A 23,740-nucleotide genomic window follows, 5' to 3' on the forward strand; every position below is an offset into this window, starting at 1 on the left:
CGCTTAGGGGCTTCCTGAAGCCCCTTTTTTTCAAGATTGGTGTTCAACTGTTTTATTTGGTGACCCGATGTACATGATATTTTTTGGTTTTTTTGCAGCCGAGGGCATTATCTATCCGTTCTGGCCAACTTGGCTGGATACTTTAGGATTTGGCGCCAGTCAGATAGGTTTGCTGATCGCGGCAGCTTATTGGCCTCAAATTGTAACAGGGGTATTAATTACTTACGTCGCGGACTGGCGCGTAGATCAAATTTACTTGGCTGCACTATTAAGTTTTTCAGCAGCTATTAGTACTCTGCTGTTTTATTTTCTACCCCCCTCTCTATTCACTTTTATCGCGCTAAGCATTTCGTTTGGCGGACTATGGATGGTCGTGCTGCCTCTGTCCGAGTCGTATCTGCTCAAACGAGACAAACAGTCCATTCAAAATTACGGCTGGGTAAGAGCAGTTGGCTCTTCAGCCTTTATTTTAACGTCAACACTTGGTGGTGTTTTTTTTACTGTTTATGGGCTTTCCTGGGTGCCTGTCATCGTTGCCGCAAGCATGATTTTTACAGCGCTAAGTTGCTTATGGTTGAGATATCGAATTCCAAATATAAACTTCTCCGGCAATACTCAGATCGTTAAAAAACCAGATTGGAGACGGCTATTCGAAAACAAAATACTGCTACTTGCAATCGCCTCTGCCAGTATAATTCAATTAAGCCACACACTATATTTTGCCACAGCCTCAATAAATTGGGGAATCAAAGGTTACTCATCAACTACAATTGGATTATTTTGGTCAGTCGCTGTAATTGCTGAAATTACATACTTTGCGTTCTCAAATAAAATTTTAAACTTTTTCTCTCCGCTATCCATTGTAGTTCTGTCCAGTATATGTGCATCCCTTCGCTGGGCGTTTTTCTCTAATAGCGATGCCCTATCACTAATCATTATAGGGCAATGCATGCACGCGCTGAGTTTTGCTGCTTATCACACGGCGATTATGCGCTTTATCCGAGATCACGCTCCGCAAGACATACAGACTTTAACGCAGGGATTCTATTATTCTTTCGCAGTAGCAATACCGATGGGGGTGGCCACGCCTTTTTCCGGCTACCTTTACGAGATAATACCCAATGGCTCTTTTTATGTAATGGCCATTATAGCCTTACTCGGCGCGCTGCTAGCTTTAATCGCTCATCAAAAAATGCGGAACTCTAAACATGATGACACACACGTTTACAGCGGTCTGTTTTGATATGGACGGTGTTCTTATTCAGTCACGGCAGGTTATTGAGCATGCCTGGACGAGCGTGGCACGGGAATACGGAATTGAAATTGGCCAAGATTTTATCCATGAACACATCCATGGCCGACCAGGGGAGTATACGCTTCACGCACTCTTTCCTAACTTTAATCAGCCCACCCGCAGCATTATCAAAAAACAAGTAGATGCTGCTGAAGAGGTAGCAGTCTGTTTGTTGGTACCTGGGGTGAGAGAGCTAATTTCTCAATTGCGGGAACGCTCAGTTCCGTTGGCATTGGTGACTAGCAGTTGGCCCGCTCGTATCGCCTACGTGCTCGAACAACATGGCTTGGAAACTAGCTTTGACTGTAGAGTCTCACGCGAGGACGTCAGCAATGGCAAGCCAGCTCCTGATTGTTATCAGCTAGCGGCTCGAAAACTAAACACCCCCATAAATGAGTGCCTGGTCTTCGAAGACTCTGTAAGCGGTGTGCAGTCGGCGGTAAGCAGTGGCGCATGGTGTATCGGTATCGGCAATGACGTTTCGCTAAGCAACTACGGCGCTAAGGCTGTGTATACCGACTTTAACACTCTGCCAACAATCGAACGTTTGACACCAACCTCCCTTTTTAATGATAAATTCTTGATTCTCGGCAACCATAGCTCTAGGGGATTACCTTCTTAATGACATCAACACTAAAGTACGCCGCTATTCTTTGGGAGTTCTTATCTGAAGGACGTCAGCATGAGAACTGTGATTTGTTAGTAGTCTGTGGATCATATGATCTTCGTGTCTGCGATTACGCTTGCGAATTGCTTCGCAAGGGAGTAGCTGGACATTTATTGTTCACAGGCAATACCGGCAACTGGACTAGACATTTATGGGACAAGACTGAAGCCGAAATTTTTGCTCAGCGCGCGCTAGATCTCGGAGTTTTACATGAGCAATTCAGCTTAGAAAAACGAGCCACTAACTTTGCTGAAAATATTGCCTTTACCAAAGAAATGTTTCCACAAATAAAGAGCGCTACTTTTCTTACCAAGCCAAACTCAATCCGCCGAGTAAGGTTGACTTTACCTATCCAGTGGGCGGGCCTTGACGCTTGGGTTGATGCGCCGAGGTATTGTTTCCCTGAGCAAGTTTCCAATCAGGTGGGGGTGCTCGGATTAATCGATGAAATGGTGGGAGATATACAGCGTATTATGCTGTATCCAAAAAAGGGATTTCAGATCGAAGAAGAATTACCGAAAAAAGTCCTAGCGGCCTGGAAGTACTTAATTGAGCAGGGATTTAAAAACCACCTTATTGGTTAGTATGACGGAATAGAAGAGGTAGGCCATGGCAGCAGTACCGCAGAAAGATCGCTTGACCAAGTCTGCCAGGACGCGCGTGGCGAATGCCGAAGAGGAATTGAGGCTCAGGGTTAGCCCAGGCACTCGGCAGGCCCTGGCCGCTCTGATGGAATGGTCAGGCATTACTGAGCAGAGTGAGGCGATGACGCTGATGATTCATCACCTTCATGCGCTGGGCTCAGCTAAGTGCCTGCCACCCTTGAATTCGCCGCGCCACGAAATTGCGCCTGACCCCAGAAACGCAAAAGCCCCGCAATAGCGGGGCTTTCGTGTGAATCTTGGCGGGAAACCAGGGATTCGAACCCTGGGAACGCTATTAACGTTCGCCGGTTTTCAAGACCGGTGCATTCAACCACTCTGCCAATTTCCCTTGTGCGTTACAGGATTATAGTAGCTCATCCTGCGTCAGCGGGCGCAATAATACCCGAATGAAACACACTGTCAAACTCTCTGCATAGCTTGTTACAGAGCGTCTGTTATGATCTTTGCGACTGAACGTTTCAAAACTGAAGGAGAGTCGCCATGCGCGAACAGAATTACGCAGTGAATGGCAACGCGCAGGCTGAGCAGCTTGAAGTCAGCCGCGTCTTGCGCAATACGTACGGCCTGCTCGCCCTTACCCTCGCATTCAGCGGCGTGATGGCTTACGTGGCCCAGCAGATGCGCGTCGGTTATCCCAATATCTTTGTCGTGTTGATCGGCTTCTATGGTCTGTTCTTCCTGACCAACAAGCTGCGTGACTCGGCCTGGGGACTGGTATCGGCCTTTGCCTTGACCGGTTTCATGGGCTTTATCCTTGGCCCGATCCTTAACCGTTACCTCGGCATGGCCGGTGGCGCGGAAGTGGTCAGTTCTGCATTTGCCATGACCGCGCTGGTGTTTGGTGGCCTGTCGGCGTACGTGCTGATCAGCCGTAAGGACATGAGCTTCCTGGGCGGCTTCATCACCGCTGGCTTCTTCGTGTTGCTGGCGGCGGTGGTAGCCGGCATGTTCTTCCAGATCAGCGGCCTGCAACTGGCGATCAGCGCAGGTTTCGTGCTGTTCTCTTCAGTGTGCATCCTGTTCCAGACCAGCGCCATCATCCATGGTGGCGAGCGTAACTACATCATGGCGACCATCAGCCTGTATGTGTCGATCTACAACCTGTTTATCAGCCTGTTGCAGATCTTCGGCATCATGAGCCGTGACGACTGATTGTTAACGCTATAAAAAATGCCCCGTATCGCGAGATACGGGGCATTTTCATTTCTGGGGCTTATGGACGATCAGTACTGGTTGGGTTCCATCTCGAGCTCCACTCCGAAGCGCTCGGCAATATCTTGCTGGATACGCAGCGCCAGGTTGGCAATGTCACGGCCGGTGGCGGTGCCATAGTTGACCAGCACCAGCGCTTGCATTTTATGCACGCCAGCATCGCCATCACGAAAGCCCTTCCAACCCGCCTTGTCGATCAGCCAACCGGCGGCGAGCTTGGTTTGCCCGTCTGCCTGCGGGTAGGCCACCAGGTCCGGGTACTGGCTTTTCAGTTCGGCAGCCAAGGCCTGGGGTACCAGCGGGTTCTTGAAGAAACTGCCGGCATTGCCAAGCTGCGCCGGGTCGGGCAATTTTTCGCGGCGAATGCTGCAAATCGCCCGGCTCACATCCATCGGCGTGGCGTCAGTAATCCCCTGCCCGGCCAGACGTTGCTGCACCGGGCCGTAGTCGAGTTTCAGGTGACTGGCGCGGCTCAGGGCAAAGCGTACCCGCAGGATCAACCAGCGGCCGACTTCGTGCTTGAACAGGCTGTCGCGGTAGGCAAACCGGCACTCCTGCAGGCTGAAATCCCGCAGTTCACCGGTCTGACGATCCAGTGCAGTGAGTCCGGCAAACACATCCTTGACCTCCACGCCGTAGGCACCGATGTTTTGCATTGGCGCCGCACCGACCGTGCCGGGGATCAGGCTGAGGTTTTCCAGGCCGCAGAAACCCTGTTCCAGAGTCCACAACACAAAGGGGTGCCAGGCTTCGCCCGCTTCGGCTTCGACCACCACCTGCAGGCCATCATCGTGCAGCACGCGAATGCCTTGGGTGGCCATACGCAACACCAGGGCAGGCACGTCCTGGGTCAGCAGCAGGTTGCTGCCGCCCCCGATCACCAGCAGCGGCACACTGTGCGCCTCGGCGTAGGCCAAGGCTTCCCGCACGTCGGCATCACTGCGGGCCTCGGCAAATAGCTGGGCGCGCACGTCGATGCCAAAGCTGTTGAACGGCTTGAGGGAGACCTGCGCCAGTACTTGCAAGGTCATAACCGCCCCTTCAATTCAATCACCAATAAATCACAGGCGCGCTCGATCAGGTCCAGGACCCGCTCAAAACCTTGTTCGCCTTCATAATAAGGATCTGGCACCTCGTCCACTTCACCGCCGAAGCGGCGCAGGAATATATCCAACTGCGCCTTACCCTGTGCAGGCTGCATGGCTTTGAGATGGCGCAGGTTGCTGTGGTCCATGGCCAGGATCAGATCATAGCGCGCAAAGTCGGCGCGGCAGACCTGCTGGGCACGCTGGGATGACAAGTCATAACCCCGCGCCAGCGCCGCACGTTGGCTGCGCTGGTCCGGTGGGTTGCCGATATGCCATTGCCCAGTCCCCGCTGACGCCACCTCAACCTGGCCGGACAAACCTGCTTCGCGCAACTTATGGCGCAAAACGCCTTCGGCGGTGGGCGAACGGCAGATATTGCCCAGGCAGACAAACAGGACCTCCATCAAGCCCCCAGCAGGCGACGGACGCGCTCGAGGTCTTCCTGGGTATCGACGCCTGCAGGCGGCGCTTCCAACGCATCGCCCACGTGGATGCGCACGCCGTGCCACAGGGCCCGCAGCTGCTCCAGGGACTCGGTGTTCTCCAACCAGCACGGGCCCCAGCTGACGAAGTCATGCAGGAAGCCGGCGCGATAGGCATAAATGCCGATATGGCGGCGGTACGGCACACCTTGCGGCAGTGCGTCGGGGTTGCTGGCGAAGGCATCCCGCGCCCAGGGCAGGATCGAGCGGCTGAATGTCAGGGCCAGGCCGTTGATATCGCTGACGACCTTCACCACGTTGGGGTTGAACAAGGTTTCGCTGTCTTCGATCGGTTCGGCCAGGGTGGCCATGCGCGCTTCGCCATGGGCCGCCAGATTGGCGGCGACCTGGTCGATGACGCTTGGCGGGATCAACGGCTCGTCGCCTTGCACGTTCACCACGATGGCGTCCGGTGCCAGGCCCAGTTGCGTGGCCACTTCGGCCAGGCGGTCGGTGCCGGAATTATGATCTTCGCGGGTCAGCACCGCCTCGGCGCCGAAACCTTTGCAGGCTTCGATGATGCGCGGATCATCGGTCGCCACCACCACCCGTTCAGCGCTGCTTTTACAGGCCTGTTCCCATACCAGCTGGATCATCGGCTTGGCACCGATCATTTGCAGCGGCTTGCCCGGCAGGCGGGTCGACGCATAGCGCGAGGGAATCACCACGGTAAAGGCGGTAGTCATTTATCCAGGCGCTCATCGGTCGTCAGGGTACGGGCTTCGCTTTCCAGCATCACCGGAATGCCGTCGCGAATAGGGTAAGCCAGGCCGGCACCTTTGCTGATCAGCTCGGTTTTGTCGGCGCTGAGCTTGAGCGGGCCTTTGCAGATCGGGCAAGCAAGGATGTCGAGCAGTTTGGTGTCCATGAGTAGTTCCTGGAAATAAACGGTTTAAGGCAAAAGACGGTTGGGCAGCAAGCGCATCAACTGCGTATCGAACCAGGCGACGAATGCTGGCGACGGCAGCGCATCCACCGCAAGGTACCACCAGTCGGGCCGGGCGAAGGCGCGGCACTTCACCGCGTCTTTTTCGGTCATGACCAGCGGCAATGGCGGCGTGAAATCCAGCACCTCGGCGCTATAGGGCGCGTGGTCGGCAAACGCATGGGGGATCGGCTGCCAGTGTAGCGTTTCAAGGGTATTGAAGAAACGTTGCGGATTGCCGATACCGGCAACCGCGTGTACCGGTTGGCCTACCGGAAAGTAGCTGACCGGCTGCCGCTCGCCGCTGTGCAGGTTGACCAGCGCCGAGGGTTGCAGGCGGAAGGCAAAGCCGTCTTCGCGGTCCGAGGCGGCGCCGTTATAGAGCAGCGCATCAACGCTCTGCAGGCGCTCAACCGGCTCACGCAACGGCCCGGCCGGCAGGCAATGGCGATTGCCCAGGCCACGGGCGGCATCGATCAATACCAGCTCGAGATCACGGGCCAGACGATAGTGCTGCAGGCCGTCGTCGGAAAGGATCAGGTCCAGGGTTTCGCTGGCCAACAGCGCTTTCACCGCACGACTGCGATCCGGATCGATCATCAACGGTACCCCGCAGCGCTGCACGATCAGCAACGGTTCGTCGCCGGCCACTTCGGCACTGTGGTTGGCCTCGACCCGCCAGGGCAACTGTGGCGGCTTGGCGCCATACCCACGACTGACCACGCCTACGCGCAACCCACTGCGCCGACAGTGCTCGATCATCCAAAGGATCAGCGGCGTCTTGCCAGTCCCGCCTACGGTGATATTACCCACGACCACAACGGGCACCGGTGACTGGTAGACAGCGCCCTCACCCGCCAGGAAGCGCGCGCGCTTGCGCTGCACCACCCGGCGATACAGGCACTCCAGCGGCTTTAACAGCACAAGGGCCGGATGCCCGTCGTACCAAGCCTTGAGCAAACGATCGGACATGGCCATCAGGGTGCGCTCGCCGCCTCGACGGTGGTCATGCGCAGATGACTGAAACCGAGCTTGCCGGCAGCGTCCATCGCGGTAATCACTGCCTGGTGCTGGGTTTTGCCGTCGGCGCTGATCGACAGTGGCATGTTGGTGTCGCCCCCGGACTCCTTCTGCAGGGCCTCCATCAAGCTGGCCAGGTCGTTTTTCTCCAGCAACTGGTTATTTACCGAAAACACGCCATCGGCGCTGATGGCGATATCCAGTTGCTTGACCTGCTGGTCTTCGGCCGGGGAGCCGCTCACGGCTTCGGGCAAGTCGACGCGCAGCTGGGTTTCCCGGGTGAACGTGGTGGTAACGACGAAGAACAGCAGCAGGATAAACACCACGTCAATCAGCGACGCGAGGTTGATATCAACATTTTCCCGTTGCTTGCGGCGAAATTTCACGCTTTGCCCTCGACCAGGTCCACATCACGGTCGCCCTGCACCACCTCCACCAGCTTGATGGCTTCCTGTTCCATGCCGACCACCAGTTCATCGATGCGCCGTTGCAAGAAGCGATGGAAGAACACCGACGGGATACCCACCATCAGGCCCGCAGCCGTGGTGATCAGCGCTTTGGAAATCCCACCGGCCAGCACCGCAGCGTTGGTGGTCATGCCCGAGCCCATGAACGAGCTGAAAATGTCGATCATGCCCAGCACCGTACCCAGCAAACCGAGCAGCGGCGCCATGGCGGCGATGGTGCCGAGGGCGTTGATGTAGCGCTCCAGCTCATGGATCACCCGCGCTGCGGCTTCCTCGATGCACTCTTTCATGATCTCGCGACCATGCTTGGAGTTGGCCAGGCCGGCGGCGAGGATTTCACCCAGTGGCGAATTGGCGCGCAGTTCCTTGAGCTTCTGCTTGTCGAGCTGCTTGTTCTTGATCCAGCCCCAGACTTGCCCCAGCAGGTGCTCGGGGGTAACGCGACTGGCGCGCAGGGTCCACAGGCGTTCGGCGACGATGCCGAGTGCGGCAATGGAACTCATGATGATCGGCAACATCATCCAGCCGCCGGATTTGACCAATTCCCACACAGTGAATGCCCCCTCGAAAAAGTGCGCCACTTTATCATATAGGTTCGGCAGCGGGGTTCGTTGGCCGCAGACCGGACTGTCGCAGCCCGCGGTGTTTGGTAACGCCGGATTACGGTAACGGTTCGCGCCAGAACCGGCGTTGACTGCGCGCAACAACGGCGGGGTGGAACGCGCCCAACTGAAGACGCACGGCACCTTGCTCGGCGCTGTCGTATAGCCGGCTGCCCAGGGCCCGATAGCGTTCTACCACTTGCGAATGAGGATGACCAAAGGCATTGCCCCGGCCTCTGGAGATCAGCACCGATCCAGGCGCAAGCCGTTGCACAAAAGGCCTGGATGACGAGCTGCGGCTACCATGATGGGGCGCCTGCAGCCAATCGGTGGGCACCGCCAACGGTGTGTCAAGCAATGCGCGCTCCGCCGCACGGTCGATATCCCCGGTGAGCAGCAGCCGCTCACCGCTGGCCTGCACCTGCAATACACAGGATTTGGCGTTGCCACTGATGGCGCCGGACCACTGCCATAACACGAACGACACACCATCCCACTCCCATCGTTCGCCACTGATACAAGGCTCGGTCCCCAGAAACGCCGGCAACCCGTCGGTTTCACCGCCAACCACGCGCCGGATGGGCAGCCCACGGGCGATAGCTGCAGCACCACCGGCATGATCGGCGTCGGCATGGCTCAGTAGCAGCATGTCCAACCGCTCTACTCCGAACTTTTTCAACGACGGCAGAACCACGCGCGCGCCCAGGTCGACCGCCCCCGAACGCGGCCCCGCGTCGTAAAGCAAGGCGTGGTTGCGGGTGCGCAAGATCAATGCCTGCCCCTGGCCGACATCCAGCTGCACCACCGTTACCTGCCCATGGGGTACCGATTCCTTGGGTGGAAACACGGCCAACAGCAGCATGGGCCAGCCCAGCAACCGAAATGGCACGCCCTTGGGCAACAGCAATAACACCGCGCCCGCCAGGCTGACCAGCCAATAAACCAGCGGCACCTCAGCCAGCGTCCAGGCCGGCAACTGCCCCGCCAGCAGGGTCAGCCCCTTGAACCATCCCTCCAGCGCTCCGCCGGCCAACCAGAGCAAACCGTCACCGGCCAACGGCAGCCACAGCAGCGCCGTGCCCAGCAACGCCAAAGGCAACACCACCAGACTGATCCACGGCACGGCGAATAAATTGGCCACAGGCGCAGTGAGGCTGATGGGTAAACCCAGCACCAGCAGGACTGGAAACAAACCGATGGCAATCAGCCACTGAGGACGCGTCCAGGCCTGCCAGACACTCCAGGGCCCGAGCCGTCCGCCGAACGTCAGCACCAGGATCGCAACCGCTGCAAAGGACAACCAGAAACCCGGCTGCAGACTGGCCAGAGGCTCAAGCAGCAGCACAGCGTTGAAGGCCAGCAGCAACGGCCACCACACGCCCAAATGCCGAAAGCGCAGCCGCCATAGCAATACCAGGCCCACCATCACGCAGGCCCGCTGCACCGGCACGCCGAAACCCGCCAGCAGTCCATAACCCAGCGCTGCCATAAAGGCCAGGCCGCAGGCCCACGGCAGCCATGGCAGGTTGCGTGGCCAGCAACCGTAACGCGCCATCCCGGCCACCAGTGCGTAGATCAGCCCGGCCAGCAAACCAATGTGTTGGCCGGAAATGACCAACAGGTGCACGGTGCCGGTGTCTTGCAACACCTGCCATTGCTCCGTGCGCAGCCCGGAACCGTCACCCAGCACCAACGCCGCCACGGCGGCTTCATGGGTTTGCGCATCCGCAGCCATCAGGCGCTGGCGCAGGCTGTCGCGCAGGGCATTGCGGGCTGGCGCGAGGCGCTCACCGTCTTTCACCGAGCCCGTGGCGCCGATGCGTTGCGCCAGCAGCCAGGCCTCGTGGTCGAAACCGTGAAAATTGAGCAGGCCGGACGGCCGCTTGAGGGTGACAGCCAGGCGCCAGCGTTCTCCACTGCGCACCGGCGGCCCGCCGTGCCAGGACACCCGGATGCGCTTGGGTAGCCGGGCTTTGCGCGACCGGCTGTCGGCCAGGTCAAAACGCACGCCGGTGTCGGTCTGCTGAGGCAAGCCGATCACGCGCCCTTCCACCCATCGCGTTTCGCCGTCCAGTGTTGGTCGCAATCGATCATCCAGTGCCCACTGCGCGCTGATGCACGCCCAGCTCAAGCCCAGCAGGAAAAACGCCAGCGGATAGGTACGAAACGGCACTAACATCAATGCCAGCACCAGCATGGCCAACAGCCATCCGGTGGGCGGCAACACCGGTAGAAAACGCAGGGTCAGCAGCCCCAGCGCAAGCGCGAACATCCCTGTCCTCATGAGTCATTCCTTTAAATGATTCACTCAGTCTTAGCCGGGGTTCCCAACGGCGCCTTTGATGTTTTGTCACAAAGTCTGAATTTTCTGTTTATAGAATGCGCGCATACTTGCCCCTCGAACTGACCTGGACCCCTTATGCCCCGGCGCTTATTCAAACGGTACATGCCCGACCCCAGCAGTATCAGGGAACACAAGTCATTACAGTTTCTTGGCACCCTGCTGCATGACCCGAACCTCTGGCACCTCAACCGGCACTCGGTGGCCCGCGCCATGGCCGTGGGTCTGTTTGCCGCGTTTATCCCCATTCCCTTGCAAATGCTGCTGGCCGCGATCCTGGCGATCGTGGTGCGCGGTAACATGCCGATTGCCGTCAGCCTGGTGTGGCTGACCAACCCGATCACGATGCCGGTGGTGTTTGTCTGCACCTATATGACCGGTGCCTGGTTGATGAATGTGCCGCCACGCAGCCTCCCCGATAACCTCACCTGGGAATGGATCAGCGGCGAATTGAGCACGATGTGGCAACCATTCCTGCTGGGCTCGGTGGTATCCGGATTGGTCTTGGGCGCATTGGCCTATTGCCTGACCATGGGCTATTGGCGCTGGTGGGTCGCGCACCAGTGGAAGAAACGCAAACTGCGCCGCCGCTGATGGCTAACGGGCAGGCAAACGCAGATGTACGCGCAGGCCCTGCCCGGTATTTTCCGCCCAGATACGCCCGCCCTGGCGCTGCACCGCGTTGCGCGCAATGCTCAAGCCCAGGCCGAAGCCGCCGTCACCGGGCCGGGAACCGTCCAACCGGATAAAGGGCGCGAAGATACGCTCCAGGTCGGCCTCATCGATGCCGCCCCCCTGATCCTCCAGCCAGACATGCCAGTGCGCGCCTTCGCGTGCGCCGTCCAATGTCACCCGGCCTTGGCCTGGTGAGTGGCGTATTGCGTTACGCAGGATGTTTTCCAGGGCCTGGGCCAGTGCATTGAGATTGCCGCGCACCCAGCACTCAGCTGGCAACAGGCAGGGTAAACGCGATGCCGGCCAATGGCTTTCGAAACACGCGTTTTCCCGCAGCATGTCCCACAGCGCCGGCAGCTGAATGTCCTCCTGGGGCAGTGGCGCCCGGTCGCTGTCGAGCCAGGCCAGTTGCAGGCTGTCTTCCACCAGGCGCTGCATGGCGTCGATTTCCCGATTCAAGCGTTCACGCAACCGCGCCAGGTCCTGCTCGCTGTCGCAGGCCACGCGCAAGCGGCTCAGGGGCGTGCGCAACTCATGGGACATGTCCCGCAGCAGCTGTTGCTGCAACTGCACCGTGCCCTGCAAGCGTTCGGACATATGGTCGAAGGCGCGTCCCAATTCACCCAACTCGTCCTGGCGGCTGGTCGCGTCGCCGGACATCCGCGCCGTCAATTGGTCCGCACGCCAGGCATTGGCCTGCGCACGCAATTGATTGAGGGGCATGATCAGCAATCGATACAGGCCGATACACAGCAATAAGGTAAACAACCCAGGAATCAGGCCGTTGGTGATGACCCGCCAGAACAGTTGATAACGCCCCGGCATAAAGCGCTTGGGCAACTCGATCACCAGTGACCCCGCATCGGGGTCGACCGGGAAGGCGATTTTCAACCAGGGCAAGCCTTTGGCATGCCGGCTCACCGGCCAGTCCAGTCCGCGCAAGAAGGTCAGGCGCTGGCTTTGCTTGTCGCTCAACGGTGCGCTGCCAAGGGATTGCAAGTCATTGCCAATGACGCCCAGCCACGTGGTTTCACGCTCAGCCATATGCTGCAACCACGCATCCACACCGGCACTGCCCTGGGTACTCCACGCCAACTCGGCGCCGGCTGCATAGCCGCGGAGCGTGTCGCGGGCTTCGTCAGTGAGGTAGGCACTTTGCTGTTCCATGTAGCGGCCCCAGGACCAACTGAGCCAGATCATCAGCAAACAAAACGCGATCAGCAGGCACGCCAGCTTCCAGAACAACGAATGCCTGCCCGGCAACCGCTCAAAGCCCTTCATCGTGACCGCTCAACACATATCCCTTGCCCCACACCGTGCGCACTTCGCGCTCGGTGTAGCCGATCGCCTTGAGCTTGCGGCGAATCTGGCTCACATGCATGTCGAGACTGCGATCGTGTGGGGCATAACCGCGCTGCAGCACGTGCTGATAAAGGAAAGCCTTGCTGAGTACCTCTTCGGCGTTGCGGTGCAAGGTTTCCAGCAGGCGGTACTCACTGCGTGTCAGGCCGGCCCAGTGCGTGTGGTAGACGACATCGCACAGCCCCTCGTCAAACCGCAGGACCTGCGCATCATCGCGCAGGGGCGCAAGGCCCGGCGGCGGGCGACGGTCCAGGGCCACCCGGCGCAGGATGGCTTCGATGCGCACCCGCAGCTCGATCATGCTGAACGGCTTGGGCAGGTAATCGTCGGCGCCCAGGCGAAAGCCGCTGACACGGTCGGCTTCGGCGCCCAGGGCCGACATCAGGATCACCGGTATGGCATGACTCTGGCGCAAATGCGTAAGGACTGACAGCCCGTCCAGCCCTGGCAGCAGAACGTCCATCAGCACCAGGTCGAACGCTTGGTCGCGGGCCAGCTGCAAGCCTTGCTGGCCATTGCGGCACCATGTGACCTCGAAGCCACAGCGGCCCAGATGTTCATGGACGTAGGCGCCCAACACGGGGTCATCCTCGATGGTCAGGATACTGGGTAGGCCAACGGCTGCGGGATTCATTAGCGTCTGCAAGTCATTCTCAATGACTGATTATTCAAGATTAAAGTGTTACAGGCAATCGCAGGCCGCTACCGAATGGCCCGAAGATTGCCGTGTGTCATTAATTTACGAGATTCCTGGCGGCGCAAATGGCTACACTGCGCAGGTAGCGCGGGCCGGACGCCCGTGCGGAAGATTGATATCAATGTGGTAGCAGGAGAGTGGCGTGCTTAGAAGAATGGGGATAAAAGGCCGCGTACTGTTGCTTACGTTATTGCCGACCAGCCTGATGGCGCTGCTGTTGGGGGGCTATTTCACCTGGATGCAGCTCTCCGAGCTGCAGACTCAGTTGCTGCAACGCGGTGAGATGATCGCCGAGCAGTTGGCGCCGCTGGTTGCGCCCGCCCTGAGCAGCAAGAACACTGACCTGCTGGAACGCATCGCGACCCAATCCCTGGAACAACCGGACGTGCGCGCGGTGTCGTTCCTGGCACCGGACCGCTCCTCCCTGGCCCATGCCGGCCCGACCATGCTCAATCAACCGCCCACCGGCAACAGTTCGCACCTGCTGCAGCGTACCGGCAACGATGCGACCCGTTACCTGATGCCGGTGTTTGGCCGTCATCGCAACCTTGCCGGCGAGCTGATTCCGGATGAGTCCGACCGCCTGTTGGGCTGGGTCGAGGTGGAACTGTCCCACAACGGCATGTTGCTGCGCGGCTATCGCAGCCTGTTCGCCAGCCTGCTGCTGATCGCCATCGGCTTGATCTGCACCGCGGCACTGGCCCTGCGCATCAGCCGCACCATCAATTCGCCGATCGGCCTGATCAAGCAAGCCGTGGCCCAGCTTAAAGACGGCAATCTGGAAACCCGTCTGCCGCCCTTGGGCAGCCAGGAGCTGGATCAGTTGGCGTCGGGCATCAACCGCATGGCCGAAACCCTGCAAAACGCCCAGGAAGAACTGCAACACAGCATCGACCAGGCCACCGAAGACGTGCGCCAGAACCTGGAAACCATCGAGATCCAGAACATCGAGCTGGACCTGGCCCGCAAGGAAGCCCTGGAAGCCAGCCGGATCAAATCGGAGTTCCTGGCCAACATGAGCCATGAAATCCGCACGCCGCTCAACGGCATCCTCGGGTTCACCCACCTGCTGCAAAAAAGCGAGCTGTCGCCACGTCAGCTGGATTACCTGGGCACCATCGAAAAATCCGCCGACAACCTGTTGGGCATCATCAACGAGATCCTCGACTTCTCCAAGATCGAGGCCGGCAAGCTGGTGCTCGACAGCGTGCCCTTCAACCTGCGCGACCTGCTGCAGGACACCCTGACCATCCTCGCCCCGGCCGCCCACGCCAAACAGCTCGAACTGGTCAGCCTGGTCTACCGCGACACGCCGCTGGCGCTGGTGGGCGACCCACTGCGCCTCAAGCAGATCCTGACCAACCTGATCAGCAACGCGATCAAGTTCACCCGCGAAGGCACCATTGTGGCCCGGGCGATGATCGAGGATGAGCAGGAAGACAGCGTACAACTGCGCATCAGCGTGCAGGACACCGGCATCGGCCTGTCCAACCAGGATGTGCGCGCACTGTTCCAGGCCTTCAGCCAGGCGGACAATTCGCTGTCGCGCCAGCCAGGTGGCACCGGCTTGGGCCTGGTGATTTCCAAGCGCCTGATCGAACAGATGGGCGGCGAAATCGGCGTCGACAGCACACCGGGCGAAGGCTCGGAGTTCTGGATCAGCCTGAACCTGCCCAAGACCCGCGACGACATCGAAGACCTGCCCAGCGCGCCGCTGCTCGGTCGCCGCGTGGCCGTGCTGGAGAACCACGAGTTGGCGCGCCAGGCCTTGCAACACCAGTTGGAAGACTGCGGCCTGGAAGTCACGCTGTTCAATACCCTGGAAAGCCTGACCAACGGCATTACCAGCGCCCATCAGACCGAACAGGCGATCAACTTGGCGGTGCTCGGCGTCACCGCCAATGACATCCCGCCCGAGCGCCTCAACCAGCACTTGTGGGACCTCGAACACCTGGGCTGCAAGGTGCTGGTGCTGTGCCCGACCACCGAACAAATGTTGTTCAACCAGTCGGTGCCCAACCCCAACAGCCAGTTGCAGGCCAAGCCAGCCTGTACGCGCAAGCTGCGCCGCTCCTTGGCCGACCTGATCAGCCCGCGCCCCTCGCGCAGCGAGCCGGGTGAGCCGTTGTCCAGCCGTGCGCCGCGGGTGCTGTGCGTGGACGATAACCCGGCGAACCTGTTGCTGGTGCAAACCCTGCTCGAAGACATGGGCGCCAAGGTCCATGCCGTGGAAAGCGGCTTTGCGGCCATTGACGCCGTGAAGCAGGAAACGTTCGACCTGGTGCTGATGGACGTGCAGATGCCCGGCATGGACGGGCGCCAGAGTACCGAAGCGATTCGTCAATGGGAAAGCGAACGGCATGGCACGCCGCTGCCGGTGGTCGCCCTCACCGCCCATGCCATGGCCAACGAGAAACGTGCCCTTCTGCAAAGCGGCATGGACGATTACCTGACCAAGCCCATCAGCGAGCGACAGCTGGCCCAGGTGGTGCTGAAATGGACCGGCCTGGCCCTGCGCAACCAGGGGCCCGAGCGCGTCCCCGAAGGCCTTGGCCCAGGCGTGCAACTGCTGGTGCTGGACCATGAGGAAGGCCTGCGCCTGGCCGCTAACAAGGCGGACCTGGCAGCCGACATGCTCGCCATGCTCCTGGCCTCCCTGGAAGCTGATCGCCTGGCGATTACGGTCGCCCGCGAAGCCAATGACAACCACGCCCTGATCGAGCGCGTCCACCGCCTGCATGGCGCCACCCGCTACTGCGGCGTGCCGCAATTGCGCGCAGCCTGCCAACGCGCCGAAACCCTGCTCAAGCAGGATGACGCCAAGGCCATGGCCGCGTTGGATGAACTGGACATGGCGATTGCGCGGCTGGCCAGTGAAGCGCGGGTCAGCGCCTGACTCTATTTCATGGACGACGCCAATCAAAAATGTGGGAGGGGGCTTGCTCCCGATAGCGGTGTATCAGTCGAAATATTTGTAACTGATATATCGCTATCGGGAGCAAGCCCCTCCCACATTGGGTCAGCATTTCCAAGGTATAAATTGCAGGGAGCATTTTAATGCGCGTGATTCTTTTCAGCAGCCAGGCCTACGACCGCGAGAGTTTTCTCGGTGAGCCGCGCCCTCAGGGCATCGAGCTGCAATTCCAACCCGCCCGCCTCAACCTCGACACCGTCGCCCTGGCCGAACGGCACGAGGTGGTCTGCGCGTTTATCAACGATGACCTCAGCGCCCCGGTGCTCGAGCAACTGGCCAGTGGCGGTACGCGCCTGATTGCGCTGCGCTCGGCCGGCTACAACCATGTCGACCTGCACGCCGCCAAGCGCCTGGGCCTGAGCGTTGTGCGCGTACCGGCCTACTCGCCCCACGCCGTGGCCGAACACGCCGTGGCACTGATCCTTGCCCTGAACCGTCGCCTGCACCGCGCCTACAACCGTACCCGCGACGGCGACTTCAGCCTGCACGGGCTCACCGGTTTCGATCTGGTCGGCAAAACCGTCGGCGTGGTCGGCACCGGGCAGATCGGCGCCACCTTCGCCAGGATCATGGCCGGTTTTGGCTGTCAGTTGCTGGCCTACGACCCCTTCCCCAACCCTCAGGTGCAAGCCATGGGCGCACGCTACGTAAGCCTGCCCGAATTGCTCGCCGAGGCGCAGATCATCAGCCTGCATTGCCCGCTGACCGCCGAGAGTAAACACCTGATCGACACCCGCGCCCTGGCACACATGCAACCGGGTGCCATGCTGATCAATACCGGTCGCGGCGGCCTGGTCGACACGCCCGCACTGGTCGAAGCGCTCAAGAACGGCCAACTCGGTTACCTGGGGCTGGATGTCTATGAGGAAGAGGCGCAGCTGTTTTTCGAAGACCGCTCGGACCTGCCCCTGCAAGACGATGTGCTCGCCCGCCTGCTGACCTTTCCCAATGTGATCATCACCGCCCACCAGGCCTTCCTGACCCGCGAGGCGCTGGCGGCGATTGCCGGCACGACGCTGGCCAATATTGCGGCGTGGGCCGATGGGCGCGCGCAGAACCTCGTCGAGGGATGATCAGCGGTCACATACCGGGCTCATGATGAGCCGGCACCCGTGATAGGATGCCGCGCCTATTTGGAGGATCCATGGCCGAACACGATTTCCGCTTCAGCTTGCTGAGCCCGCAACACACCCTGATCGAATGCCGCGCCCTGGTGCCTGGCCGTTATCAAGTCACCGGCAACGGTGGTTCGATCAAGCATGGCGACGTGCTGATCGTCACCCTGCGCGGCAGTAAAACCCTGTCGATGCGCCTGACCGTGGAAGGTGACGCGCGCTACTCCATCCGCCCGGCGGGCCAATGGGTCGCCATGGCCCTGGGGCCGAAATTCGGCGAGTTGGAGATTCACACCTGGAAGGTCAATTGCGACAGCTGCGACAGCGTGCTGGAGTTTGAATTCGCGGTGGAAACCAAGCTGACCAAAGAACCGCTGCAGCCGGCCGCCAACGCACGTATCAAAGAACTCGGCTGGGCCAGCGAAGGCGACCAGCACCGCTGCCCGAAATGCCAGCGGGCAGCACAATGAAGGGCCTGCTGCTGCTCGCCGCCGTGGGCGCGGCCCTGAGTGGCTGCGCCGGCGATGCGGCCAAGCTCAAGCAGGATCACAGCTATGTGGTGGAGTGGATAGGCGAGCGGCCCTTGATGGACTACGCGCACCTGACCGTCACCCTCGGTGCCGATGGGCGCGCCTATGGCAATGGCGGCTGCAACCACTGGTTTGCGCCGTACACCCTCGAAGGCGACAAGCTCAGCTTCGGCCCGATCGGCAGCACCCGCAAAATGTGCGCCGAGGCGTTGATGGAACAGGAGCACCGTTTCTTCCAGGCCCTGCAAGGCGTGCAGCGCTGGGACATCTCGCCGATCGAACAGACCCGCTTCTGGCCGGCCCAAGGCAAGCCGATCCGCCTGTGGCTTGAAGAAGGCTGAGTCTCCAAGCTGTGAATTGATGGGGATCCCAATGTGGGAGGGGGCTTGCCCCCGATAGCGGTGTATCAGCCAGCAATTATTAAGCTGACCCACCGCAATCGGGGTCAAGCCCCCTCCCACATTTGTTTGCGTTGTTGCTTTAACCGCGCAGGGCCTTGAGCTTGGCCAACACCCCTTGCGCCGTCTGCTCACCCATCAGTTGCTCGCGCACCTTGCCTTTGTCATCGATGATATAGGTCACCGGCAGCGCCTCGCTGCGTGGAATATCGAAGATCCCTTCCGGGTTCTGCGCCAGCACGGTGAACTTGATACCCAGCTTGTCGCTGGCGGCTTTGAGCTCCTCACCCTGCACATTGTCGAAATTGACCCCGAACACGCCCACGTTCTGCGCTTTGAGTTGCTCGGCCAAGGCGTTGAGCTCGGGGATTTCCGTGCGGCACGGGCCACACCATTCAGCCCAGTAATTGACAACCAGCCACTGCTTGTCCAGGCGTTCGGCCGGTATTTTCTGGCCGTACTGGTCAACGCCGTAATCGTTACCGCAGCCACTGAGCAGCAGGGTTGTGATGATCGCCAATGCACCGATCAGTCGCCTAGTCATGGGGTAATCCTTCATAAAAATGAACATTGGCTGCGGCCTATCGCCTCTTACGGTTTAAGGACGGCCCGCAGCGCAGGTAGAATACCCGCCACCTTACGCAAGATGCGACCCGCACATGACCGATCTGACGCTTTATCACAACCCGCGCTGCTCGAAATCCCGCGGTGCGCTGGAACTGCTGGAAGCCCGCGGCCTCACGCCTACCGTGGTGCGCTACCTGGAAACCCCACTGAACGCGGCGCAACTACAGGCGCTGCTGGCCAAGCTTGGCCTAAGCGCCCGTCAGTTGTTGCGCACCGGCGAAGAGGAATACAAAAGCCTTAACCTGGCCGACGCCAGTCTCAGCGAAACGCAGTTGATCGCCGCCATCGCCGAACACCCCAAGCTGATGGAACGTCCCATCCTGGAAACCGCCGATAAAGCCATCATTGGCCGTCCGCCGGAAAACGTACTGGAGCTGCTGCCGTGACTACCCCCTATGTGCTGGTGTTGTATTACAGCCGCAATGGCTCGGTCAGCGAAATGGCCCGGCAGATTGCCCGGGGCATCGAGCAAGGCGGCCTGGAAGCCCGGCTGCGCACCGTGCCGGCGATCTCCACCGAGTGCGAAGCCGTGGCGCCGAGTATTCCGGACGAAGGCGCGCTGTATGCCAGCCTGGATGACCTGAAAAACTGCTCGGGCCTGGCCCTCGGCAGCCCGACGCGCTTTGGCAACATGGCCGCGCCGCTCAAGTACTTCCTCGATGGCACCAGCAACCTGTGGCTCACCGGCGCCCTGGTCGGCAAACCCGCTGGCGTATTCACCTCCACCGCCAGCCTGCATGGCGGCCAGGAGACCACGCTGATGTCGATGCTGCTGCCGCTGTTGCACCACGGCATGCTGATCACCGGCCTGCCCTACAGCGAGCAGGCGCTGCTCGACACCCAGGGCGGCGGTACGCCGTATGGCGCCAGCCACCATGCCGGGCCTGATGGCAAGCGCATGCTCGACCCCCATGAAATCACCCTGTGCCGCGCCCTGGGCCTGCGCCTGGCAAAAACCGCCACACTGCTGGAGAACGGCCGTGGCCAGGCAGCCTAAGGTCCTGCCGCCCCAGGCGTGGCTGGAGCCGCGGGTCAAGCTCGCGCGCGCACTGAGCCTTCTGGCGTTTTTTGGCCTGGTGGGCTTGTTGTGCGTGTACTACCTGTTCGTCGCCGACCTGCACGGGGCGCGTCCGTGGGTGATCCTGCTGATCGAACTGGTGCCGCTGCTGGTGCTGGCGCCAGGCATGATCCTGGGCAGCGCACGCGGGCATTCATGGATGTGCTTTGTGGTGAACCTGTATTTCATCAAGGGCGCGCTGGCAGCGTATGACCCGAACCGCCAAGGGTTCGGGGTGCTTGAGATGGTGGCAAGCCTGGCGCTGTTTTGTACGGCGTTGCTGTATGTGCGCTGGCGCCACCAGTTGAATCGGCGGTTGGCGGCAGTCTGATACAGCAAGGTCTGGGACGCAGAGCGTCCTGGGCAGCATTCCCACGCAGAGCGTGGGAACGATCAATGGTTGACGGTGTAAGCCAGCATCATCGACAACTGGCACATCGGCCGCCCACTTTCGGCATGCCACTGGTTGAAGGCGCCCTGCACCGTCGCCAGGTCGCGCAGGCTGGTGGGCACCTTGTCGACGATCTTCTGCGCATTCAATGCCGCCACCACGTCATAGCTCGGCACAAAAGTGTCCTTGCCCACCATGCGCAAAAAGCGCGGTGCCGACAAGCCGCCCAACTGGTGGCCGTGCTTGCTCAGGTACTTCCATAGCCCAACGATATCGGTGACTGGCCACTCGGCGATAAACGCGCCGAAGCTGCCCTTCTCCTGGGTGATATCCAGGATCATCTGCGCATTGCGCGGCACGCTCTTGAGCTTGCCCAGGTGACGGATAATGCGAGCGTCCTGCATCAGGCGCTCCAAATGCTCGGCGCCCATCAGCACGACTTTTTCCGGGTCGAAGCCGAAGAACACCTGTTCGAACGCCGGCCATTTGGCGTCCACCACGCTGTGCTTCAAGCCTGCACGGAACACGCGCAGCGCCAGGGTCGACAGGTAGCGGTCAGCGCTGATCCTGCGCAATTGCGCCGGGGTCTTGGGCACCGGCAGATGGGCTTCCAACTGGGCCGCTGAACCAAAACGGTTCAGACAATATTCGTGCAGCCACTTGTAATCGCGCATGCCCTCTCCTGGCAGGTGAAATGAAAACGGCGCCCGTGAGCGCCGTCCTTCAGAGCGTTGTAGAGCGTTAGAGGTTCACTACATTGACGAAACGCGACGCCGCGGTTTCATCGATTTTCAGGCTGGTGAAGTCGAACAGGTTGCGGTCGGCCAATTGCGACGGGATCACATTCTGCAGGCTGCGGAAGATGCTCTCGGTGCGGCCCGGCGTCTTGCGTTCCCACTCCAGCAGCATGTCCTTGACCACCTGGCGCTGCAGGTTTTCCTGGGAGCCGCACAGGTTGCACGGAATGATCGGAAACTGCTTGAAGTCGGCATACGCCTGGATGTCTTTCTCGTTGCAATACGCCAGCGGGCGGATCACCACGTTGCGCCCGTCATCGGCACGCAGCTTGGGCGGCATGGCCTTGAGCGAGCCGTTGAAGAACATGTTGAGGAAGAAGGTTTCGACGATATCGTCGCGATGATGCCCCAGGGCCATCTTGGTCGCGCCGATCTCATCGGCAAAGGTATAGAGCGTGCCCCGCCGCAGGCGCGAGCACAGCGAGCAGGTCGTCTTGCCTTCGGGGATCAACTGCTTGACCACCGAATAAGTGTCTTTCTCGACGATGTGGTACTCGACGCCCAGTTCCTTGAGATAGGCCGGCAGCACGTGCTCGGGAAAACCTGGCTGTTTCTGGTCCATGTTGACGGCGACGATCTCGAACTTGATCGGCGCGACCTTCTGCAGGTGCAGCAGCACATCGAGCAGGGTATAGCTGTCTTTGCCGCCGGAAAGGCAGACCATGACCTTGTCGCCCTCCTCGATCATGTTGAAATCGGCGACCGCTTCACCGGCCAGGCGACGCAGGCGTTTTTGCAGTTTGTTCTGGTTGACCGTAAGAGTGCCCATGGCGCTTGGATCCGCTGCAAGTGTGTGACGAAAAGCGGGGTATTTTAGCGACCTGAGCGCCCTCGATTCAATGTGGGAGCAAGCCCCTCCCACCTTGAATGCATTGCCCGCTACAGACCGTGCCGCGATTAGCACCTATGTTTACAGCGCGATTTACTCTAAAGGCCCTACAGTTTTCCAGGTCATCACTTCCTATACTGCGACTAGAGGTCGCACGACTATCCGGACCTTGCAGGCCATTTGGCCGGTAGCGCTCCGCTGGGGGGCGATGGTAATAACGACAGGAGTGACTGGCATGATCCATCACGTCGTGGGGCTGTTTACCCATCCCGATCAGGAATGGCGGGAAATTCGTGGCGATAAAGAAGAAAGCATCAGCCACATGTACCTCACCCATACCCTGGTTCTCGCGGCGATTCCCGCCGTCTCTGCATTTATCGGCACCACCCAGGTCGGCTGGGTCATCGGCAACCGCGCACCGGTCATGCTGACCCAGGAAAGCGCGCTGTGGATGACCCTGATGTCCTACGCTGCAATGCTCGGCGGCGTGGCGGTGATGGGCGCGTTCATTCACTGGATGGCCCGCACCTACGACGCCAACCCCAGCATGGCGCGTTGCGTGGCCTTCGCCACCTACACAGCGACGCCTCTGTTTATTGGCGGGCTGGCGGCGCTTTATCCACACATGTGGCTGGGCATGGTCGTGGGCACGGCGGCGATCTGCTACACGGTATACCTGCTGTATGTGGGGCTGCCGACCTTCATGAGCATCGACCCGGATGAAGGCTTCCTGTTTTCCAGCTCGGTACTGGCTGTAGGACTGGTGGTACTGGTGGCGATCATGGCGTTTACCGTGATCGTCTGGGGCCTGGGCGTTGGGCCGATCTACACCAGTTAAGCCTTTTTTACCGCAGGCAAAGCCACCGACAAGGTGGCTTTGTGCGTTATGCATGACCATTCGGCGCCTGACAGATTCGGAAACACCCTGCTTTGCGGCATACTGGACGTCTCTGGAGATATGTACAGCATGCCCGAGCAACTCAATACCCGCGTCGAAGATTGTTTCCTGCAAGCCGAATCCTTTTTCAAACGAAGCTTCAAACGCCCCAAGGTCAGCCTCAAGCTGCGGGGCCAGAAAGCCGGTGTCGCGCATTTGCACGAAAACATGCTGCGCTTCAACCCTCAGCTTTACCGTGAAAACAGCCAACATTTCCTCAAACAAACCGTGGCCCACGAAGTGGCGCACCTGATCGCCCACCAACTGTTTGGCGAGCGCATCCAGCCCCATGGTGAGGAATGGCAGTTGATCATGCGTGGGGTTTACGAACTGCCGCCGGACCGTTGTCACACCTATGAAGTCAAGCGGCGTCAGGTAACGCGCTTTATCTACCGGTGCCCGTGTGCCGACAGCGACTTCCCGTTTTCGCCGCAGCGGCATGGGTTGGTAGGCCAGGGGCGACGGTATTTGTGTCGGCGGTGTCGGCAGACCTTGGTGTTCACTGGGGAAACTCGGGTGGAATAAGGGCCTCATCGGGGGCAAGCCCCCTCCCACATTTGAATGTATTCACAAATCAAAGTGTGGGAG

General features: G+C 59.8%; 28 protein-coding genes and 1 tRNA gene. 15 read left to right on the plus strand and 14 right to left on the minus strand.

All coding sequences use genetic code 11. The features are described 5' to 3' along the window. Positions 1 to 67 precede the first annotated feature (67 nt). The 4 genes from C4J86_RS15355 to C4J86_RS27090 are packed head-to-tail and all read left to right on the plus strand — an operon-like array spanning position 68 to position 2,843. Positions 68 to 1,243, plus strand: a complete 1,176-nt coding sequence (locus tag C4J86_RS15355; RefSeq protein ID WP_124371038.1) for an MFS transporter — start codon at positions 68 to 70, stop codon at positions 1,241 to 1,243. Beyond that, positions 1,209 to 1,916, plus strand: coding sequence for an HAD family phosphatase (locus C4J86_RS15360; RefSeq protein ID WP_256681703.1), 708 nt, complete (start codon positions 1,209 to 1,211; stop codon positions 1,914 to 1,916). Before C4J86_RS15355 ends, C4J86_RS15360 begins: the two co-directional genes overlap by 35 nt. After that, positions 1,916 to 2,545 carry a YdcF family protein gene (locus tag C4J86_RS15365; RefSeq protein WP_124371039.1) on the plus strand — a complete coding sequence of 210 codons (630 nt, stop codon included), beginning with the start codon at positions 1,916 to 1,918 and terminating at the stop codon, positions 2,543 to 2,545. The genes C4J86_RS15360 and C4J86_RS15365 overlap by 1 nt, the downstream gene beginning before the upstream one ends. Positions 2,546 to 2,570: 25 nt before the next feature. Next, positions 2,571 to 2,843, plus strand: a complete 273-nt coding sequence (locus C4J86_RS27090) for a hypothetical protein (protein WP_124371040.1) — start codon at positions 2,571 to 2,573, stop codon at positions 2,841 to 2,843. 20 nt (positions 2,844 to 2,863) lie between these two features. On the opposite strand, the gene C4J86_RS15375 is transcribed toward C4J86_RS27090, so the two are convergent. After that, positions 2,864 to 2,954 (minus strand) — tRNA-Ser (locus C4J86_RS15375). 152 nt (positions 2,955 to 3,106) lie between these two features. Between C4J86_RS15375 and C4J86_RS15380 the strand changes: the two genes are divergently transcribed. Further along, positions 3,107 to 3,778 (plus strand): Bax inhibitor-1/YccA family protein, encoded by a 672-nt coding sequence (locus C4J86_RS15380; RefSeq protein ID WP_053256786.1) that lies wholly within the window; start codon positions 3,107 to 3,109, stop codon positions 3,776 to 3,778. A gap of 71 nt (positions 3,779 to 3,849) precedes the next feature. Here the strand turns inward: C4J86_RS15380 and murB are convergent, their stop codons facing one another. From murB to C4J86_RS15420, 8 genes are all read right to left on the minus strand, one after another. Next, positions 3,850 to 4,869 carry a UDP-N-acetylmuramate dehydrogenase gene (gene murB, locus C4J86_RS15385; protein WP_124371041.1) on the minus strand — a complete coding sequence of 340 codons (1,020 nt, stop codon included), beginning with the start codon at positions 4,867 to 4,869 and terminating at the stop codon, positions 3,850 to 3,852. Continuing rightward, a complete protein-coding gene (locus tag C4J86_RS15390) occupies positions 4,866 to 5,330 on the minus strand; it encodes a low molecular weight protein-tyrosine-phosphatase (RefSeq protein ID WP_124367380.1) in 465 nt (154 codons plus the stop codon). Before C4J86_RS15390 ends, murB begins: the two co-directional genes overlap by 4 nt. Beyond that, on the minus strand, positions 5,330 to 6,094 hold the full coding sequence (gene kdsB, locus C4J86_RS15395; RefSeq protein ID WP_124363254.1) for a 3-deoxy-manno-octulosonate cytidylyltransferase: 765 nt from the start codon (positions 6,092 to 6,094) through the stop codon (positions 5,330 to 5,332). Before kdsB ends, C4J86_RS15390 begins: the two co-directional genes overlap by 1 nt. After that, a complete protein-coding gene (locus C4J86_RS15400) occupies positions 6,091 to 6,276 on the minus strand; it encodes a Trm112 family protein (RefSeq protein WP_003174668.1) in 186 nt (61 codons plus the stop codon). Before C4J86_RS15400 ends, kdsB begins: the two co-directional genes overlap by 4 nt. 24 nt (positions 6,277 to 6,300) lie before the next feature. Then, positions 6,301 to 7,311, minus strand: a complete 1,011-nt coding sequence (gene lpxK / locus C4J86_RS15405) for a tetraacyldisaccharide 4'-kinase (protein ID WP_124371042.1) — start codon at positions 7,309 to 7,311, stop codon at positions 6,301 to 6,303. Beyond that, positions 7,311 to 7,739 carry a biopolymer transporter ExbD gene (locus C4J86_RS15410; protein WP_124371043.1) on the minus strand — a complete coding sequence of 143 codons (429 nt, stop codon included), beginning with the start codon at positions 7,737 to 7,739 and terminating at the stop codon, positions 7,311 to 7,313. Before C4J86_RS15410 ends, lpxK begins: the two co-directional genes overlap by 1 nt. After that, positions 7,736 to 8,371 carry a MotA/TolQ/ExbB proton channel family protein gene (locus C4J86_RS15415; protein ID WP_122676958.1) on the minus strand — a complete coding sequence of 212 codons (636 nt, stop codon included), beginning with the start codon at positions 8,369 to 8,371 and terminating at the stop codon, positions 7,736 to 7,738. Before C4J86_RS15415 ends, C4J86_RS15410 begins: the two co-directional genes overlap by 4 nt. A 109-nt stretch (positions 8,372 to 8,480) precedes the next feature. Beyond that, positions 8,481 to 10,706, minus strand: a complete 2,226-nt coding sequence (locus C4J86_RS15420; RefSeq protein ID WP_124371044.1) for a DNA internalization-related competence protein ComEC/Rec2 — start codon at positions 10,704 to 10,706, stop codon at positions 8,481 to 8,483. A 135-nt stretch (positions 10,707 to 10,841) separates the two neighbouring features. Between C4J86_RS15420 and C4J86_RS15425 the strand changes: the two genes are divergently transcribed. Further along, a complete protein-coding gene (locus C4J86_RS15425; RefSeq protein WP_124363258.1) occupies positions 10,842 to 11,357 on the plus strand; it encodes a DUF2062 domain-containing protein in 516 nt (171 codons plus the stop codon). A gap of 3 nt (positions 11,358 to 11,360) precedes the next feature. Here the strand turns inward: C4J86_RS15425 and C4J86_RS15430 are convergent, their stop codons facing one another. Continuing rightward, the gene (locus C4J86_RS15430; protein ID WP_124371045.1) at positions 11,361 to 12,719 is read right to left on the minus strand and encodes a sensor histidine kinase; all 1,359 of its coding nucleotides are present in this window, start codon (positions 12,717 to 12,719) and stop codon (positions 11,361 to 11,363) included. After that, the gene (locus tag C4J86_RS15435) at positions 12,706 to 13,434 is read right to left on the minus strand and encodes a response regulator transcription factor (protein WP_124371046.1); all 729 of its coding nucleotides are present in this window, start codon (positions 13,432 to 13,434) and stop codon (positions 12,706 to 12,708) included. Before C4J86_RS15435 ends, C4J86_RS15430 begins: the two co-directional genes overlap by 14 nt. 205 nt (positions 13,435 to 13,639) lie before the next feature. Here C4J86_RS15435 and C4J86_RS15440 point away from each other — a divergent pair, with 205 nt between their 5' ends. The 4 genes from C4J86_RS15440 to C4J86_RS15455 all read left to right on the plus strand — a co-directional run bounded on the left by C4J86_RS15440 (position 13,640) and on the right by C4J86_RS15455 (position 18,457). Then, positions 13,640 to 16,393 carry a response regulator gene (locus C4J86_RS15440; RefSeq protein ID WP_124371047.1) on the plus strand — a complete coding sequence of 918 codons (2,754 nt, stop codon included), beginning with the start codon at positions 13,640 to 13,642 and terminating at the stop codon, positions 16,391 to 16,393. A 161-nt stretch (positions 16,394 to 16,554) separates the two neighbouring features. Then, the gene (locus tag C4J86_RS15445) at positions 16,555 to 17,544 is read left to right on the plus strand and encodes a 2-hydroxyacid dehydrogenase (RefSeq protein ID WP_124371048.1); all 990 of its coding nucleotides are present in this window, start codon (positions 16,555 to 16,557) and stop codon (positions 17,542 to 17,544) included. A gap of 71 nt (positions 17,545 to 17,615) precedes the next feature. Continuing rightward, complete coding sequence (locus C4J86_RS15450; protein ID WP_124371049.1) at positions 17,616 to 18,056, plus strand: hypothetical protein; 441 nt, start codon at positions 17,616 to 17,618, stop codon at positions 18,054 to 18,056. Further along, complete coding sequence (locus tag C4J86_RS15455) at positions 18,053 to 18,457, plus strand: META domain-containing protein (protein ID WP_124363263.1); 405 nt, start codon at positions 18,053 to 18,055, stop codon at positions 18,455 to 18,457. The genes C4J86_RS15450 and C4J86_RS15455 overlap by 4 nt, the downstream gene beginning before the upstream one ends. A 139-nt stretch (positions 18,458 to 18,596) precedes the next feature. On the opposite strand, the gene C4J86_RS15460 is transcribed toward C4J86_RS15455, so the two are convergent. Then, the gene (locus C4J86_RS15460; RefSeq protein ID WP_124363264.1) at positions 18,597 to 19,058 is read right to left on the minus strand and encodes a TlpA disulfide reductase family protein; all 462 of its coding nucleotides are present in this window, start codon (positions 19,056 to 19,058) and stop codon (positions 18,597 to 18,599) included. A 115-nt stretch (positions 19,059 to 19,173) separates the two neighbouring features. Here C4J86_RS15460 and arsC point away from each other — a divergent pair, with 115 nt between their 5' ends. From arsC to C4J86_RS15475, 3 genes are read left to right on the plus strand one after another with little or no spacing between them, the layout of a single operon-like run. Beyond that, entirely contained in the window at positions 19,174 to 19,527 is a 354-nt protein-coding gene (arsC, locus tag C4J86_RS15465) for an arsenate reductase (glutaredoxin) (RefSeq protein WP_124371050.1), read from the plus strand. Then, on the plus strand, positions 19,524 to 20,138 hold the full coding sequence (gene wrbA, locus C4J86_RS15470) for an NAD(P)H:quinone oxidoreductase (protein WP_124363266.1): 615 nt from the start codon (positions 19,524 to 19,526) through the stop codon (positions 20,136 to 20,138). Before arsC ends, wrbA begins: the two co-directional genes overlap by 4 nt. Then, complete coding sequence (locus tag C4J86_RS15475) at positions 20,122 to 20,529, plus strand: DUF2069 domain-containing protein (protein ID WP_124363267.1); 408 nt, start codon at positions 20,122 to 20,124, stop codon at positions 20,527 to 20,529. The genes wrbA and C4J86_RS15475 overlap by 17 nt, the downstream gene beginning before the upstream one ends. Positions 20,530 to 20,591: 62 nt before the next feature. Here C4J86_RS15475 and C4J86_RS15480 read toward each other — a convergent pair whose 3' ends face one another. After that, complete coding sequence (locus tag C4J86_RS15480; protein WP_124363268.1) at positions 20,592 to 21,263, minus strand: DNA-3-methyladenine glycosylase I; 672 nt, start codon at positions 21,261 to 21,263, stop codon at positions 20,592 to 20,594. A gap of 67 nt (positions 21,264 to 21,330) precedes the next feature. After that, positions 21,331 to 22,155, minus strand: a complete 825-nt coding sequence (gene ttcA / locus C4J86_RS15485) for a tRNA 2-thiocytidine(32) synthetase TtcA (protein ID WP_124363269.1) — start codon at positions 22,153 to 22,155, stop codon at positions 21,331 to 21,333. A 295-nt stretch (positions 22,156 to 22,450) separates the two neighbouring features. On the opposite strand from ttcA, the gene C4J86_RS15490 reads away from it, so the two are divergent. Continuing rightward, positions 22,451 to 23,053: a Yip1 family protein gene (locus tag C4J86_RS15490; RefSeq protein ID WP_124371051.1), complete on the plus strand. Its 603-nt coding sequence runs from the start codon at positions 22,451 to 22,453 to the stop codon at positions 23,051 to 23,053. 129 nt (positions 23,054 to 23,182) lie between these two features. Then, the gene (locus C4J86_RS15495) at positions 23,183 to 23,677 is read left to right on the plus strand and encodes a SprT family zinc-dependent metalloprotease (RefSeq protein ID WP_124371052.1); all 495 of its coding nucleotides are present in this window, start codon (positions 23,183 to 23,185) and stop codon (positions 23,675 to 23,677) included. The last annotated feature ends 63 nt before the right edge of the window (positions 23,678 to 23,740 follow it).

Origin of the sequence: Pseudomonas sp. R2-7-07 (genome assembly GCF_003852355.1) — a bacterium.
Lineage (GTDB): Bacteria > Pseudomonadota > Gammaproteobacteria > Pseudomonadales > Pseudomonadaceae > Aquipseudomonas.